Annotated in this window: 14 protein-coding genes; 4 read left to right on the top strand and 10 right to left on the bottom strand. The window is 69.2% G+C overall.

Features of this window, described 5'->3' with window-relative positions; genetic code table 11:
• Nucleotides 1-247: 247 nt before the first annotated feature.
• Both IE226_RS25370 and IE226_RS25375 read right to left on the bottom strand, forming a co-directional pair.
• Complete coding sequence (locus IE226_RS25370) at nt 248-1837, bottom strand: FAD-binding oxidoreductase (RefSeq protein ID WP_190083682.1); 1590 nt, start codon at nt 1835-1837, stop codon at nt 248-250.
• A 111-nt stretch (nt 1838-1948) separates the two neighbouring features.
• Nucleotides 1949-2104, bottom strand: coding sequence for a hypothetical protein (locus IE226_RS25375; RefSeq protein WP_190083683.1), 156 nt, complete (start codon nt 2102-2104; stop codon nt 1949-1951).
• A gap of 120 nt (nt 2105-2224) precedes the next feature.
• On the opposite strand from IE226_RS25375, the gene IE226_RS25380 reads away from it, so the two are divergent.
• Complete coding sequence (locus tag IE226_RS25380) at nt 2225-3040, top strand: SCO4651 family lipoprotein (protein ID WP_190083684.1); 816 nt, start codon at nt 2225-2227, stop codon at nt 3038-3040.
• 152 nt (nt 3041-3192) lie between these two features.
• Entirely contained in the window at nt 3193-3381 is a 189-nt protein-coding gene (locus IE226_RS25385) for a hypothetical protein (RefSeq protein WP_190083685.1), read from the top strand.
• A gap of 74 nt (nt 3382-3455) precedes the next feature.
• Here the strand turns inward: IE226_RS25385 and IE226_RS25390 are convergent, their stop codons facing one another.
• Nucleotides 3456-3809, bottom strand: a complete 354-nt coding sequence (locus IE226_RS25390) for a metal-sensitive transcriptional regulator (RefSeq protein WP_308429531.1) — start codon at nt 3807-3809, stop codon at nt 3456-3458.
• A gap of 261 nt (nt 3810-4070) precedes the next feature.
• On the opposite strand from IE226_RS25390, the gene IE226_RS25395 reads away from it, so the two are divergent.
• Both IE226_RS25395 and IE226_RS25400 read left to right on the top strand, forming a co-directional pair.
• The gene (locus IE226_RS25395) at nt 4071-4691 is read left to right on the top strand and encodes a DUF47 domain-containing protein (protein WP_190083686.1); all 621 of its coding nucleotides are present in this window, start codon (nt 4071-4073) and stop codon (nt 4689-4691) included.
• A 9-nt stretch (nt 4692-4700) separates the two neighbouring features.
• Nucleotides 4701-5699 (top strand): inorganic phosphate transporter, encoded by a 999-nt coding sequence (locus tag IE226_RS25400; RefSeq protein ID WP_190083687.1) that lies wholly within the window; start codon nt 4701-4703, stop codon nt 5697-5699.
• Between the two features lie 130 nt (nt 5700-5829).
• Here IE226_RS25400 and pstB read toward each other — a convergent pair whose 3' ends face one another.
• The 7 genes from pstB to IE226_RS25435 form a co-directional block, all read right to left on the bottom strand.
• On the bottom strand, nt 5830-6606 hold the full coding sequence (pstB, locus tag IE226_RS25405; RefSeq protein WP_190083688.1) for a phosphate ABC transporter ATP-binding protein PstB: 777 nt from the start codon (nt 6604-6606) through the stop codon (nt 5830-5832).
• Nucleotides 6607-6656: 50 nt separating this feature from the next.
• Nucleotides 6657-7709, bottom strand: coding sequence for a phosphate ABC transporter permease PstA (pstA, locus tag IE226_RS25410; RefSeq protein ID WP_190083689.1), 1053 nt, complete (start codon nt 7707-7709; stop codon nt 6657-6659).
• Nucleotides 7706-8737 carry a phosphate ABC transporter permease subunit PstC gene (pstC, locus tag IE226_RS25415; RefSeq protein ID WP_190083690.1) on the bottom strand — a complete coding sequence of 344 codons (1032 nt, stop codon included), beginning with the start codon at nt 8735-8737 and terminating at the stop codon, nt 7706-7708. The genes pstA and pstC overlap by 4 nt, the downstream gene beginning before the upstream one ends.
• A gap of 116 nt (nt 8738-8853) precedes the next feature.
• Nucleotides 8854-9984 (bottom strand): phosphate ABC transporter substrate-binding protein PstS, encoded by a 1131-nt coding sequence (gene pstS / locus IE226_RS25420; protein ID WP_190083691.1) that lies wholly within the window; start codon nt 9982-9984, stop codon nt 8854-8856.
• Nucleotides 9985-10298: 314 nt separating this feature from the next.
• Nucleotides 10299-10721, bottom strand: coding sequence for an NUDIX hydrolase (locus IE226_RS25425; protein WP_190083692.1), 423 nt, complete (start codon nt 10719-10721; stop codon nt 10299-10301).
• Nucleotides 10718-11806, bottom strand: coding sequence for a CHAD domain-containing protein (locus IE226_RS25430; RefSeq protein ID WP_190083693.1), 1089 nt, complete (start codon nt 11804-11806; stop codon nt 10718-10720). The genes IE226_RS25425 and IE226_RS25430 overlap by 4 nt, the downstream gene beginning before the upstream one ends.
• The gene (locus IE226_RS25435) at nt 11787-14138 is read right to left on the bottom strand and encodes an RNA degradosome polyphosphate kinase (protein WP_373307028.1); all 2352 of its coding nucleotides are present in this window, start codon (nt 14136-14138) and stop codon (nt 11787-11789) included. Before IE226_RS25435 ends, IE226_RS25430 begins: the two co-directional genes overlap by 20 nt.
• Between the last annotated feature and the right edge of the window lie 49 nt (nt 14139-14187).

Below are 14187 nucleotides of genomic sequence, written 5' to 3' on the forward strand. Positions count from 1 at the left end.
GGCTATTCGGGGCGTCATACCCCCAGAGCAGCGGGGTCCCGCGTAGTAGGCCACCTGAGGGCGTGTCGGGCGGGGCTGTTCGGGTTGCGGGGGCCGCCGTCCGGGGGATCGGGCTTTTTGGTCCCCGACCCCCCTTCCCGAAAACCCGCTCGGCGCGGGGGCCGGGGTCGCCGTCAGTCACCGGCTCCGCCGAGTTCGTCCTCAATCGCCGGACGGGCTGGAACACCCCCGCACACGCTGAAAGCGATTAAATCGCCTGCGCGTAGTCGAAGAAGCGCTTCGGGTCGTACTGCTTCTTCAGCTTCTTCAAGCGCGGTGCCGCCGGGCCGTAATACGCCTCGCGCCAGTTGGTCAGGGTGGGGTCCGCGTAGTTCTGGTATGCCGCTCCTGACGCGTGGCGGGACATCGCACCGTGGGCCGTTTTCAGCCAGGCGCGGGCCGGCTTGCCGGACGTGCCCGGGCGCCAGGACGCGATGTACTGCGCCAGCATCCGGCTGCGGCGGTGGACGAAGGCCGTGGCCGTCGGGTCGACCCGGTTGATCGCCCCGCCGAGCGCGGTCAGCGCGATGCTCCCCCCGCTCGCGCCCGTCACGTTCGCCACTTGGGAGAGAAGCGTGCGGATGCCCGCCGCCGACAGCGAGCGGTCGAAGAAGTCCGAACTCGCCGCGTACGTCTCCCGGTTCAGCACCCCTTGCCGGCTCCGGCCCGGCGTCGCGCCCGGCAGATGGCACTGGGCGTCCGACGCGAAGGAAGAGCAGCCGGCGTACACCTCCATCGCCTCCTCGTACGAGCGCCGCTTCAGGGAGACGCTGCGCGCCGGGGCACCGATCTTGTCGGCCAGGCGGTCCACCGCGTTCTGGAGTTCGCCGTACGTGCCGAGGGAGAAGCACGAGACCGAGACGGTCGGAGTGCCGCCCGGAGTGTTCGCCAGGTGTGCCGACGACCAGATCTCGTCCGGCTGGTCGGGGCCCCACTCCTGCCACGCCTTGATGACCGCGGCCGCCTTCGACCAGGGCCAGCTCATGTAGGCCGAGACGCCCTGCGGAGCCGCGTGCGTGCGGAAGCCCAGCTCCGTCACCACGCCGAAGTTGCCGTTCCCCGCGCCGCGAAGGGCCCAGAAGAGGTCCTTGTGCTCGCTCTTGCTCGCCGTCAGCTGCTTGCCGTCCGCCGTGACGAGCGTCGCCGACGTCAGGCTGTCGCACGTCAGGCCGTATGCCCGCGACACCACCCCGTGGCCGCCACCAAGCGTCAGACCGGAGATGCCGACCGTGGGGCAGGACCCCGCCGGGATCGTCACGCCCTTCGCGGCGAGGGCGCGATACACGTCGATCAGCTTGGCGCCCGCGCCCACCGTGGCCGTCGAACCACTGGCGCGCGTCTTGTTCAGCTTCGATACGTCGATGACCAGGCGGCCCGTGCCGGACGACCAACCCCCGTAGGAGTGGCCGCCGTTGCGTATGGAGACCGGGATGCCGTGCGCGCGGGCGTAGGTGAGGGTCGTACGGATGTCGTCGGGCCCCGCCACGTACGCCACCGCCGTCGGCTTCAGGGTGTCGTAGCGCGTGTTGTAGAGCTGGCGGGCCGCCGCCCACTTCGCCTCGCCCGGCTTGACGAGGGTGCCGTCCAGGTCCCTCGCGAGGGCGGTGAGGTTCGCCGACGCGGACGCCGCGGCGCTCGACGTGCGGATGGGCGTGCCGGAGCCGGGGGCGCTCTTACTGTGGGGCGTGCCGCCGCCGGCACCTCCGCCTCCGCCGCCGCTGCCCGATCCGGAGCAGCCCGCCGCCGCGAAGGCCGCCGTCACCGCCGCCGTGCTGCCGATGAACGTACGTCGGTCCATGACGCGCCTCCGCCTCCCGTTGCTTCCCGGAGTACGAGACGGCGTACGGGACCAGTGGGTTCCGGCGTGCGGAGAGGGGAGTTGCGCGAGAGGGCGCGCGGGGCCCGCGGGCTAGCTGTCCGACATGTGTGACTCCGCGTCCGTGCGGGCCTTGCTGCGCGCCCTGCGGGCCGGCCCCCGCCAGCCGCAACTGCAGCGTGCCGCGCAGAATCGGCCCTGCTCGACCGTCGTCGTGCGGTGGGGTTCGTGCTGCTGCTCATCGGCCACGTCACCACCGTACCCGGGCCCGGCCGGAGCCCAATGCGCGTGACGGGTCAACGTACCGGTCGTTACACGGAAAGACAGGGGGCTACAGAACCTCGCGGGAAGGCTTGGGGGTAGTCGGCGATGGGTCAGCAGCACAGGCGCACAGGCGGAGCGGTCGTCACGGCCGCGGCGGTGGGTCTCATGGCCGTCGCCACGGGATGTTCGGGAGGCGGGGCCGTCGCCGACGACCGGCGCGCCGAGGACGCCGTCGACGCGGTGCGGAAGTCCGCCGACGCCCTGGTCCGCGCGGGGACTTCCAAGGCGCGTACGTCCATGGAGATGGCCAGCGGCGGTACCCGCGTGACCATCCGCGGGAAGGGCTCGTACGACTTCGCGCGGCAGGTCGGGCGGTACGTGGTGGTCCTGCCGAAGGACCCCGCCGGGGCCGAGGAGCACCGTCCGATCACGGAGCTGATGGCGAGCGGCGCGCTCTACATGAAGAACCGCGGCGCCGGGGTGCCCGCGGACAAGTGGGTGCGGATCGACACGACGACGCTCCGGGACGGCAACCTCGTCACGGGCGGCGCCACCGATCCGCTCGCCGCGGCGGAGCTGCTGCGGGGCGTGAGCAAGGCGTCGTACGTCGGTGAGACGACGGTGGCGGGTGTGGCGGTGCGGCACTACCGCGGGATCGCTGACCTGCCGCGTGCCGCGAAGGCCGCGTCCGAGGGGCAGCGGCGGGCTCTGAGTGCGGCGGCGAAAGGGTTCAGCAAGGACGAGATCCCGTTCGAGGCCTACCTCGACGAGGAGGGGCGGCTGCGGAAGCTGCGTCAGCAGTTCAGCGTCGCCAACGCCGAGGTGGCGTCCACCACGCTGCTCTTCGACTTCGGGGTGCGCGTGGACGTGCGGCTGCCCGCGAGCGAGGACATCTTCGCGGGGAAGATCGCCGAGAAGTAGGGGGGAGAGGAGGGGGAGGGGAGAGGGGGGAGGGGCGTCGGCTAGTCGCGTCCGGGGGTGTGGAAATGGTCCGTCCGTGCCATGCGCGGTGTGTAGGCCGCTCCCTACTCTAGGAAGTCGGTACCGGCAGGACGCAAGGTCAGGAAGAGGTGATGAACGTGGCTCTGGTGCGCGGTACGACTGTTCAGGACCACGTTGCCCTCGCCGAGATCGAGCTGTGCGGCGAACTCATCATCGCGGCGAGTGCCGCGGGTGAGGACCGGCTGAGCGCCGACCGCATTGACGAGGTCCTTAACGTCTCCACCGGTGTGGAGCAGCGGCGAGGCAATATCCGGGAGTAGTCCCGGGCCCCGGACCACCGGGGCGGGGAGCGGCCCGGGCCCTGCCGCCTCCCCGACGAGCGCCACGTGTGCGCTCAGGTGCGCATCATGCGCGCGATCGCCTTCGTGGCTTCCTCGACCTTCGCGTCGATCTCGTCGCCGCCCTTGACCGCCGCGTCCGCCACGCAGTGCCGCAGGTGCTCCTCGAGGAGCTGGAGGGCGAAGGACTGCAGGGCCTTCGTGCCCGCGGAGACCTGGGTGAGTATGTCGATGCAGTAGACGTCTTCCTCGACCATCCGCTGGAGACCACGGACCTGGCCCTCGATGCGCCTGAGGCGCTTGAGGTGCTCGTCCTTCTGCTTGTGGTACCCGTGGACACCCTGGTCGTGGCCGGGCTCGGAGGGCGCATCGGTGTTCATGGCCACACCGGCCGCATCGGTGGTCGTCATCGCGTCCTCCTGCTTGGTCCTGCTCTTGGTCCTGCTTGGACAGTCGCTCTGCTGGGCAGTCATAGAAAAGCCACGGGCTTTGACCGGCTTCCCGCACCCCTGGCTTCCTATACCCCTGGCGGGTATAGAATACTCGATTGCTCGGGGGGCGTGCTGATCACTGTGCCTGATGGGCGACACTGGGGTCTGGCCGGTTAGCCGTGGCCGGATGATGCGCCTAGCATCAGCCTGACCGAATCCAGAGCACCCCGAGGACCCCACGTGCGCTTTCGTCTGACCCCCAGGGAGACGAGCTTCTACGACATGTTCGCCGCTTCCGCGGACAACATTGTCACGGGCTCGAAGCTCCTTATGGAACTGCTCGGAGCTGACGCCTCCGCCCGAGCCGAGATCGCAGAGCGTATGCGGGCCGCGGAGCACGCTGGAGATGACGCGACACATGCGATCTTCCACCAGCTGAACTCCTCCTTCATCACGCCGTTCGACCGCGAGGACATCTACAACCTGGCCTCGTCCCTCGACGACATCATGGACTTCATGGAGGAGGCCGTCGACCTGGTCGTCCTTTACCAGGTCGAGGAACTCCCCAAGGGTGTCGAGCAGCAGATCGAGGTCTTGTCGCGAGCCGCCGAGCTCACGGCCGAGGCCATGCCGAACCTGCGGACCATGGAGAACCTCACCGAGTACTGGATCGAGGTCAACCGTCTGGAGAACCAGGCCGACCAGATTCACCGGAAGCTTCTCGCTCAGCTCTTCAACGGCAAGTACGACGCCATAGAGGTACTGAAGCTGAAGCAGATCGTCGACGTGCTCGAAGAGGCGGCCGACGCGTTCGAGCACGTCGCGAACACGGTGGAGACCATCGCGGTCAAGGAGTCCTGAGGCCTCTCCATGGACACCTTTGCTTTGGTCGTGACCATTGGCGTCGCGCTCGGATTTACGTACACGAATGGCTTTCACGACTCTGCGAATGCCATCGCCACTTCCGTCTCCACGCGTGCGCTGACGCCCCGTGCGGCTCTCGCGATGGCCGCCGTCATGAACCTCGCCGGTGCCTTCATGGGCAGCGGGGTCGCCAAGACGGTCAGTAAGGGTCTGATCGAGACGCCCGAAGGCAACAAGGGAATGTGGATCCTCTTTGCCGCCCTGGTGGGCGCCATTGTCTGGAACCTCATCACCTGGTATTTCGGGCTGCCTTCCTCCTCCTCCCACGCGCTTTTCGGTGGAATGGTCGGAGCCGCGCTCGCCGGTGGCATCGGGGTGATCTGGTCGGGCGTTCTCGACAAGGTCGTGATCCCGATGTTCATTTCGCCTTTGGTCGGCCTGGTCGCCGGTTATCTGGTGATGTGCGCGATCATGTGGATGTTCCGGAAGTCCAACCCGCACAAGGCCAAGCGCGGTTTCCGGATCGCGCAGACGGTGTCCGCGGCCGGAATGGCGCTCGGACACGGCCTGCAGGACGCCCAGAAGACCATGGGCATCGTGGTGATGGCCCTGGTCATCTCCGATGTGCAGAGCGCCGACGCGCCGATTCCGATCTGGGTCAAGATCGCCTGTGCGCTGATGCTCTCCGCCGGTACGTACGCGGGTGGCTGGCGCATCATGCGTACGCTCGGCCGCAAGATCATCGAGCTGGACCCGCCGCAGGGATTCGCCGCCGAGACGACCGGCGCGGGCATCATGTTCACCACCGCGTTCATGTTCCACGCGCCGATCTCGACCACGCACGTGATCACTTCCGCGATTATGGGTGTGGGCGCCACCAAGCGCGTCAACGCGGTGCGCTGGGGCGTTGCCAAGAACATTATTCTGGGCTGGTTCATCACGATGCCGGCGGCCGCGATCGTCGCCGCCGTCAGTTTCTGGATCGTGAATCTCGCTTTCCTCTAGGAACTCGCGGACACGAGAAAAGCGCAACGGAAAGGCCCGCCCCCCGGGAGCCAGGGGGCGGGCCTTTCTTTGTTGCCCCTGCGGTGGCACCGCCATGCAGCACCGCGGGGAGTCCGTCGCAGCCCGGGGTCTAGCCGAAGCGGCCCGAGATGTAGTCCTCGGTCGCCTGCACGGACGGGTTGGAGAAGATCCGCTCCGTCTCGTCGATCTCCACGAGCTTGCCGGGCTGGCCGACCGCCGCGAGGTTGAAGAAGGCCGTACGGTCCGAGACGCGCGCCGCCTGCTGCATGTTGTGCGTCACGATGACGATCGTGAAGCGCTCCTTGAGCTCGCCGATCAGGTCCTCGATGGCGAGCGTCGAGATCGGGTCGAGGGCCGAGCAGGGCTCGTCCATGAGCAGGACCTGCGGCTCGACGGCGATGGCCCGCGCGATGCACAGACGCTGCTGCTGACCGCCGGAGAGGCCGGAGCCGGGCTTGTTGAGGCGGTCCTTGACCTCGTTCCAGAGGTTGGCGCCCTTGAGGGACTTCTCGACGATGGCGTTCAGCTCGCTCTTCTTGTACGAGCCGTTGAGCCGCAGGCCCGCCGCCACGTTGTCGAAGATCGACATCGTCGGGAACGGGTTGGGGCGCTGGAACACCATGCCGATCGTGCGGCGCACGTTGACCGGGTCGACGCCGGCGCCGTAGAGGTCCTCGTCGTCGAGGAGGACCTTGCCCTCCACGCGGCCGCCGGTGGTGACCTCGTGCATGCGGTTGAGGGTGCGCAGGAAGGTGGACTTGCCGCAGCCGGAGGGGCCGATGAAGGCCGTCACGGAGCGGGGCTCCACGGTCATCGAGATGTCCTCGATGGCCTTGTGGGAGCCGTAGAACGCTGTCAGGCCGGATACGTCGATTCGCTTGGCCATGGGAATCACTGCTTTCAGGGGGTTACAGAGAGGTCGCTGATGTGGCCGCGTCAGCGGCCCGTCTTGGGGGCCTTCCAGCGGGCTACGCCGCGGGCCGCCAGATTGAGGATCATGATGAAGCCGATGAGGGCCAGGGCCGCTGCCCAGGCGCGGTCGTAACCGGCCTGGTTGCCCGCCGCGTACTGCTGGTAGATGTACAGCGGCAGCGAGGCCTGCGAGCCTTCGAACGGGTTCGTGTTGATCATGGGGTTGACCCAGACCAGGAGCAGCACCGGCGCGGTCTCGCCCGCGATACGGGCGACCGCGAGCATGACGCCGGTCGTGATGCCGCCGATCGCGGTGGGCAGGACCACCTTCAGGATGGTCCGCCACTTCGGGATGCCGAGGGCAAGCGAGGCCTCGCGCAGCTCGTTCGGGACGAGCTTGAGCATCTCCTCCGTGGAGCGCACGACCACCGGCATCATCAGGATGGCGAGCGCCATGGCGCCGGCCCAGCCGGAGAAGTCGAAGCCCAGGATAAGGATCCAGAAGCTGAGGACGAACAGGCCCGCGACGATCGAGGGGATGCCGGTCATGACGTCCACGAAGAACGTGACGACCTTGGCGAGCTTCCCGCGTCCGTACTCGACGAGGTAGATCGCGGTGAGCATGCCGATCGGCACGGCGATCACCGAGGCGAGGAGCACCTGCTCCAGGGTGCCGAGGATCGCGTGGTAGATGCCGCCGCCGGGCTCGTCGTCCGCCACCACGCCCATGGAGTGGGTCAGGAAGTAGCCGTTGAAGACGGTGGAACCGCGCTCGACGGTCTCGAAGACCAGGGAGGCGAGCGGGACGACCGCGAGCAGGAACGTGACCCACACCAGCGAGGTGGCGAGGCGGTCCTTGGCCTGGCGTCCGCCCTCGACGGCGACCGCGACGGCGTACGAGGCGACGATGAAGAGGACGGCCGCGATCAGGCCCCACTGGATGCGGCTGTCGAGGCCCGCGACTGTGCCGATCGCGACGGCGACGGCGGCGGAGCCCAGCGCGACGACGGCCGGCGTCCAGCGCGGAAGGCGGGCGCCTCGCAGGCTCGCGGGCTTGGCGATGGTGGTGGTGCTCATGCGTTGGCCCCCGAGTACTCCTTGCGGCGCGCGATGATCAGGCGGGCCGCGCCGTTGACCAGCAGGGTGATGACGAAGAGGACCAGACCGGACGCGATGAGCGCGTCACGGCCGTACTCGGTCGCCTCGTTGAACTTGCTGGCGATGTTCTGCGCGAAGGTGCCGCCGCCGAAGTCGAGGACCGAGGCGTTGATCACGAAGCTCGGGGAGAGCACGGTGGCGACGGCGATCGTCTCGCCGAGCGCGCGGCCGAGGCCCAGCATCGAGGCGGAGATGACGCCCGAGCGGGCGAAGGGCAGCACCGACATGCGGATGGTTTCCCAGCGCGTGGCGCCGAGCGCGAGCGCGGCCTCCTCGTGCATCTTCGGGACCTGGAGGAAGACCTCGCGGCTGACGTTCGTGATGATCGGAAGGATCATGATGGCGAGCAGGATGCCCACCGTCATCAGGGAGCGTGGGGCGCCGCCCTGGTACGAGAAGATCCCGGTCCAGCCGAAGTAGTCGTCGAGCCAGCTGTAGAGTCCGGTGAGGTTCGGGGCGACCACGAGGGCGCCCCAGAGGCCGTAGACGATCGAGGGCACCGCGGCCAGCAGGTCGATCACGAAGGCGATCGGGGTGGCCAGCCTGCGCGGCGCGTAGTGCGAGATGAACAGCGCGATGCCGATGGCGATGGGAACGGCGATCACGAGGGCGATGATCGAGCTCACCACGGTGCCGAAGACCAGGACCGCGATGCCGAAATACGGCTTGCCGTTCGTGGCCGTACCGGCCGGGTCCCACTCGAAGGTGGTGAGGAAGTTGCCCGTGTTGTCCGACAGCGCGAGGGCCGCTCGGTACGTCAGGAAGGCCGCGATGGCGGCCATGATGACGAGGAGCGCGATGCCCGAGCCACGCGAGAGACCGAGGAAGATCCGGTCACCGGGGCGGGTGGCGCCGCGGGCGGCACGCTTGGGCGTGACCTGCGACGGCTTGACGTCGTGGCGGGGTGGCGGGGAGGTCGGTGAGGTCGTACTGCTCGGTATATCCATGGGATTCTCCGGTCTGCGGAGCCGTCCCCGCCTCTTGGGCGGGAGCCGCTCCTGGCGGCGGTGCACCGGACGGTGCGGCCGGCCCTGGTTCGCCGGGCCGGCCGCACTCGGTTCAGCTAGCTCAGGCCCGCGACGGTCGTGCGGACCTTGGAGATGATCTCGGCCGGGATCGGCGCGTAGTCGTTCTCCTTGAGGACGTTCTGGCCGTCTTCGCTGGCGATGTAGGTCAGGAAGGACTTGGTCGCGGCGAGGGTCTCGGCCTTGTTGCCCTTCTCGCAGAGGACCTCGTACGTCACCAGGGTGATCGGGTACGCGCCCTCGGCGGTGGGCTTGTAGTTCAGCTCCAGGGCGAGGTCCTTGCCCTTGCCGACGACCTTGGCCTCGGAGATCGCCTTGGAGGCGTTGTCGACGGTGGCCTTCACCGGCTCCTTGGCGTCGGTCTTCAGGTCGACCGTGTTGATGCCGTCGGAGGCGTAGGAGAGCTCGAAGTAGGAGATGGCGCCCTCGGTCTGCTTGACCTGGCCCGCGACACCGGAGGAACCGTTGGCGGACTGGCCGCCCTTGGCCTGCCAGGACTTGCCGGGCTCGTGCGACCAGGCGGAGGGGGCCGCGCCCTTGAGGTACTTGGTGAAGTTGTCCGTCGTGCCGGACTCGTCCGAGCGGTGGAACGCCTGGATCTTGGTGCCGGGGAGCTTGGCGTCGGGGTTCAGCTTCTGGATGGCCTCGTCGTCCCAGGTCTTGATCTTGTCGTCGAAGATCTTGGCGAGGGTCGCGGCGTCCAGGACGAGGTTGTCCACGCCGGGCACGTTGTAGCCCACGGCGATCGGGCCGCCGACCATCGGCAGGTCGATGGCCTGGCTGTTCTTGCAGACCTTCTTCGACGCCTCGATCTCCTCGGGCTTCAGCGCCGAGTCGGAGCCCGCGAAGGCGGTCTGGCCCTGCATGAACGCGGTGATGCCCGCGCCCGAACCCGTCGGGTTGTAGTTCAGCTGCACGTCCTTGCAGGCGGTCGAGTAGACCTTGCGCCAGGCGTCGATGGCGTTCTTCTGCGCGGACGAACCGGAGGCCGCGAGCTGGCCCTTGGCGTCGTCGCACTTGATGTTGGCGTTGGCGTTCGTCTTCTCGCCGCTGCCGCCGCTGCCGCCGCTCGTGTCGTCGGAGCCGCACGCCGTGAGGGCCAGGGCGCCGGAGACGGCGATGGCGCCGAGGGAGAGGGCGCGGAGCCGGTTCTTGCGCTGAAGCTTCACTTTCGGGTCTTCCTTCCGGGAGCCGCCTGCTCTCTGCCGGCGGCGTGCGAGGTCTTCGTCGTAGCGGGTGCTGCGGTGCTGCGGTGCTGCGGTCTTACGTTGCGTTTGTACGGCTGAAATTAGGCAGGGCAGGTGAAGCCGCCGATGGGCATGAGTGAACGGCGGGTGAACCTCGGCGGTCGGCCTGGTTAGAAGGCGGGTCGCAGTGTGCGACTGTCACGTTACGTGGCGTAAGTGGCACGCTGTTCGACCGGCGTCGGGGGTTCCGCGAGCGCCGGTTGCCGCCGGTTGCCGCCGGATTCCCGGCGGTTCCGTCAGGCCGTGTGGCGGGCGTCGAGCAATGCGTCGATCAGTTGCCGGTCGCGGGGTTGCGTGAGGCGGTTGCGGGCCGCGGTCGGGGGGAGCCAGATGATGCGGTCCACCTCGTCGTTCGGGGTGAAGTGGCCGTCGGCTGCTTCGGCCGCCCAGTAGCTGACCTCTTTGGGGCGGTTCTGGGCCACGTAGCGGACCGTGGGGAGGCGGGCGCCGGGGGTGCAGCGGTGGCCCGTCTCCTCCTCGACCTCGCGCAGGGCGCCGGCCAGGGGGCTCTCGGCGCGCTTCAGCTTGCCCTTGGGGTGCGACCAGTCGTCGTACTTCGGCCGGTGGACCAGGCAGATCTCCAGCTCCCCGTCGTACGGGGAGTGACGCCACAGGACACAGCCCGCGGCCCGGACGACCTCGCCCTCGGCGTACGTCATGGGGTGCTCACCGCTTCCGGCTCGCGGAGCCAGGCCTGGTGGAACGCGAAGCGGGCCGCCTCCACCTCGTGCCGCTGGTCGGCGTGCAGGACGCCGAGTGCGTACGCGGTCGCCGGGGCGATGCGCGGGGTGCGGGCCGCCGACGCCGCGGCCGACGCGGCGTCCGCGGCATCGCGGTGGCGGTCGAGGGCGCGGCTCGCGTCGGCGAGGCGCGGGTCGTCGCCCGGGCATCCGGTCAGGACTTCCCTGGCGTACCTGTGCAGACGCAGGAGGTCGCGGGTCTTCAGCCAGGGCACGTCCTGGGCTTCGGGAGCGGCGTCCGCGTCGGCGGCGAGGCCGTGCGTCAGCGCTTCCGCGTTGTACGGATGGCCCGCCTGGCCCAGGGGGAGCGCGGCGACGGCGTTGGCCAGCTCCTCCTCGGCCCCGGCCGCGAGCAGCTTCAGGTCATCCGCCGCCCGGCTCAGCGGAACCTCGCTCGCCAGTACGGCCACGTTGTCCGCCACCGCGTGGAAGCGGGAGGAGCCGAACGCCTGAAGCGCGGCGGAGTGGGCCCGCGTACGGGCGAGGGTGAGCTGGCGCTCCAGCAGGGCAGCCGCTTTGGCCGCGCCCACCGTCAATCCGCGCGGGGCGCTGCCCTGGTCGTCCGCGCCCCGCGGCGCGGCCCAGCCGTTGCGCCCCGCGTTGCGCCCGCCCCCGGCGACAGCGCCCCCGGCCACGGCGCCGGCCGTGACAGGCGCGGGCACCGCAGGGGCGCCCGAGAGGCGGTGCAGGGCGTCCAGGAGACGTACCAAGCGGGCCGCGTAGGCGTGTTCGCGGGCCAACGTGCCCGAAAGCCATGCCAGTTCGGGCCGCAGCCCCGCCGCCCACTCCTGGTCGAGCAGCGGGCGGAACGTGTGCAGGGTGCCGCCGATACGGCGGGCCGCGCGGCGCAGGGCGCGGGCCGCCTCCAGGGACTCCTCGGCGCCCTGCGCGTCGGTCGTCGACTCGCGGTGCAGCCTCAGCGAGCGCAGGAACTCCGTGGCCTGGCCCTGCAGATAGGCCGACAGGACATCGCCGGTCGTCGTCTCATGGTTTAGCTGTGCCACGCCGGCGCCTCCGGGCGTCTATGAGCGTCTCCTGTACGTTCCGCAGGGGCTGGCCCTCCGGATCCAGTGCGTGCCGGGTCCAGTTGCCGTCAGCGCCCAGGTGCCAGGAGGCGGTGGAGTCCGACATGCCGGTCTCCAGGAGCCGGTTCAGCGTCGCCCGGTGCGCCGGGTCGGTGACCCTGACCAGTGCCTCGATACGTCGGTCGAGGTTGCGGTGCATCATGTCGGCGCTGCCGATCCACACCTCCGGCTCGCCCGCGTTGCCGAAGGCGAAGACGCGGGAGTGCTCCAGGAAGCGGCCGAGCACGGAGCGGACCCGGATCGTCTCCGAGAGCCCCGCGACGCCGGGCCGCACCGCGCAGATCCCGCGCACCCACACGTCCACCGGCACGCCCGCCTGGGACGCGCGGTAGAGCGAGTCCACGACCGCCTCGTCGACCATCGAGTTGCACTTGATGCGCACGTAGGCGGGGCGGCCCGCGCGGTGGTGCTGGATCTCCTTCTCGATGCGGGAGATCAGGCCGTCGCGCAGGGACTTGGGGGCGACGAGGAGACGGCGGTACGTCTCGCGGCGCGAGTAGCCCGAGAGCCGGTTGAAGAGGTCGGACAGGTCGGCGCCCACCTCCTGCTTGGCGGTGAGCAGTCCGAGGTCCTCGTAGAGCCTGGCCGTCTTGGGGTGGTAGTTGCCGGTGCCCACGTGCGAGTAGCGGACCAGGGCGTCGCCCTCCTGGCGGACCACGAGCGACAGCTTGCAGTGCGTCTTCAGGCCGACGAGGCCGTAGACGACATGGCAGCCCGCCTCCTCCAGCTTCCGGGCCCACTTGATGTTCGCCTGCTCGTCGAAGCGCGCCTTGATCTCCACCAGTACGAGCACCTGCTTGCCCGACTCGGCGGCGTCGATCAGCGCGTCGACTATGGGGGAGTCGCCCGAGGTCCGGTACAGCGTCTGCTTGATCGCGAGGACGTCCGGGTCGGCGGCGGCCTGCTCCAGGAAGGCCTGCACGGACGTGGAGAACGAGTCGTACGGGTGATGCAGAAGTACGTCGCGTTCGCGAAGGGCGGCGAAGATGTCGGGGGCGGAAGCGGACTCCACCTCGGCGAGGTCGCGGTGCGTGCCCGCGATGAACTTGGGGTACTTCAGCTCGGGCCGGTCGAGGGCCGCGATGCCGAAGAGCCCGGTCAGGTCGAGCGGGCCCGGCAGCGGATAGACCTCTGCCTCGCTTATCTTCAGCTCGCGCACGAGGAGATCGAGGACGTTCCTGTCGATGGACTCCTCGACCTCAAGCCGTACGGGCGGCCCGAAGCGGCGCCGCATGAGCTCCTTCTCCAGGGCCTGGAGCAGGTTCTCGGCGTCGTCCTCCTCGACCTCAAGGTCCTCGTTCCGGGTCAGCCGGAACATGTGGTGCTCCAGGATCTCCATGCCGGGGAACAGCTCCGCGAGGTGCGCGGGAGCGGCGATGACGTCCTCGATGGGGACGTAGCGCTGGGGGGAGGCCTCAAGGAAGCGGGAGAGCAGCGGCGGGACCTTCACGCGCGCGAAGTGAGTGTGCCCGGAGACCGGGTTGCGCACGACCACCGCGAGGTTCAGCGAGAGCCCCGAGATGTACGGGAAGGGGTGCGCCGGGTCGACCGCGAGGGGGGTCAGGACGGGGAAGATCTGCTGCCGGAAGAGCGTGAAGAGGCGGGACTGCTCCTTCTCGGTCAGCTCGTTCCAGCGGACCAGGTGGATGCCCTCGTCGGCGAGGCCGGGGGCGACGTCCTCCTGGTAGCAGGCGGCGTGCCGGGCCATGAGCTCGCGGGAGCGGTTCCAGATCAGCTCGAGGACCTCGCGGGGCTGCAGACCCGAGGCCGAACGGGTGGCGACGCCGGTCGCGATGCGCCGCTTCAGGCCCGCCACCCGGACCATGAAGAACTCGTCCAGGTTCGAGGCGAAGATCGCCAGGAAATTAGCCCGTTCGAGGAGCGGGGTGTTCGGGTCCTCGGCGAGTTCGAGCACGCGCTCGTTGAAGGCGAGCCAGCTGCGCTCCCGGTCCAGGAACCGGCCCTGCGGCAGTTCCTGCCCGTCGTGCCCGACCTGGCCGTCCTCGTCGTACGCGTCGAGGTCGGCATCGATGTCGGGGTCGAGGTCGGAGACCGCGGCGGAGAGCGTGTGCGGGCGATGAGCGGCGATGGAGCCTACGGAGGGCTGGGCGTGCTGGACCTGACCTTGCGTGCTGGGCTGGCTCATGGCCCCATTCTTCCGCGCGGGGACGCCGATAGGCGCGTCGGAGGATGCCGGGGCGAGATGAAGCTTCCCGTTCCGGGGGAGGGGGTCGGGCACGGCGGGCTGCATTGAGCGAGGATCGCAAGGCAGTCTGAATCGCTGGTTACGGCGACATGAC

It is taken from the genome of Streptomyces longisporoflavus (assembly GCF_014649775.1).
Taxonomy (GTDB): domain Bacteria; phylum Actinomycetota; class Actinomycetes; order Streptomycetales; family Streptomycetaceae; genus Streptomyces; species Streptomyces longisporoflavus.

What these genes read in the sequence shown, in the direction of transcription:
- IE226_RS25370 (WP_190083682.1), bottom strand. Translation starts at nt 1,837, where the DNA reads ATGGACCGACGTACGTTCATCGGCAGCACGGCGGCGGTGACGGCGGCC.
- pstB (WP_190083688.1), bottom strand. Translation starts at nt 6,606, where the DNA reads ATGGCCAAGCGAATCGACGTATCCGGCCTGACAGCGTTCTACGGCTCC.
- IE226_RS25435 (WP_373307028.1), bottom strand. Translation starts at nt 14,138, where the DNA reads ATGCAGCCCGCCGTGCCCGACCCCCTCCCCCGGAACGGGAAGCTTCAT.
- IE226_RS25380 (WP_190083684.1), top strand. Translation starts at nt 2,225, where the DNA reads ATGGGTCAGCAGCACAGGCGCACAGGCGGAGCGGTCGTCACGGCCGCG.
- IE226_RS25385 (WP_190083685.1), top strand. Translation starts at nt 3,193, where the DNA reads ATGAACGTGGCTCTGGTGCGCGGTACGACTGTTCAGGACCACGTTGCC.
- pstA (WP_190083689.1), bottom strand. Translation starts at nt 7,709, where the DNA reads ATGAGCACCACCACCATCGCCAAGCCCGCGAGCCTGCGAGGCGCCCGC.
- IE226_RS25400 (WP_190083687.1), top strand. Translation starts at nt 4,701, where the DNA reads ATGGACACCTTTGCTTTGGTCGTGACCATTGGCGTCGCGCTCGGATTT.
- IE226_RS25425 (WP_190083692.1), bottom strand. Translation starts at nt 10,721, where the DNA reads ATGACGTACGCCGAGGGCGAGGTCGTCCGGGCCGCGGGCTGTGTCCTG.
- IE226_RS25390 (WP_308429531.1), bottom strand. Translation starts at nt 3,809, where the DNA reads ATGACGACCACCGATGCGGCCGGTGTGGCCATGAACACCGATGCGCCC.
- pstC (WP_190083690.1), bottom strand. Translation starts at nt 8,737, where the DNA reads ATGGATATACCGAGCAGTACGACCTCACCGACCTCCCCGCCACCCCGC.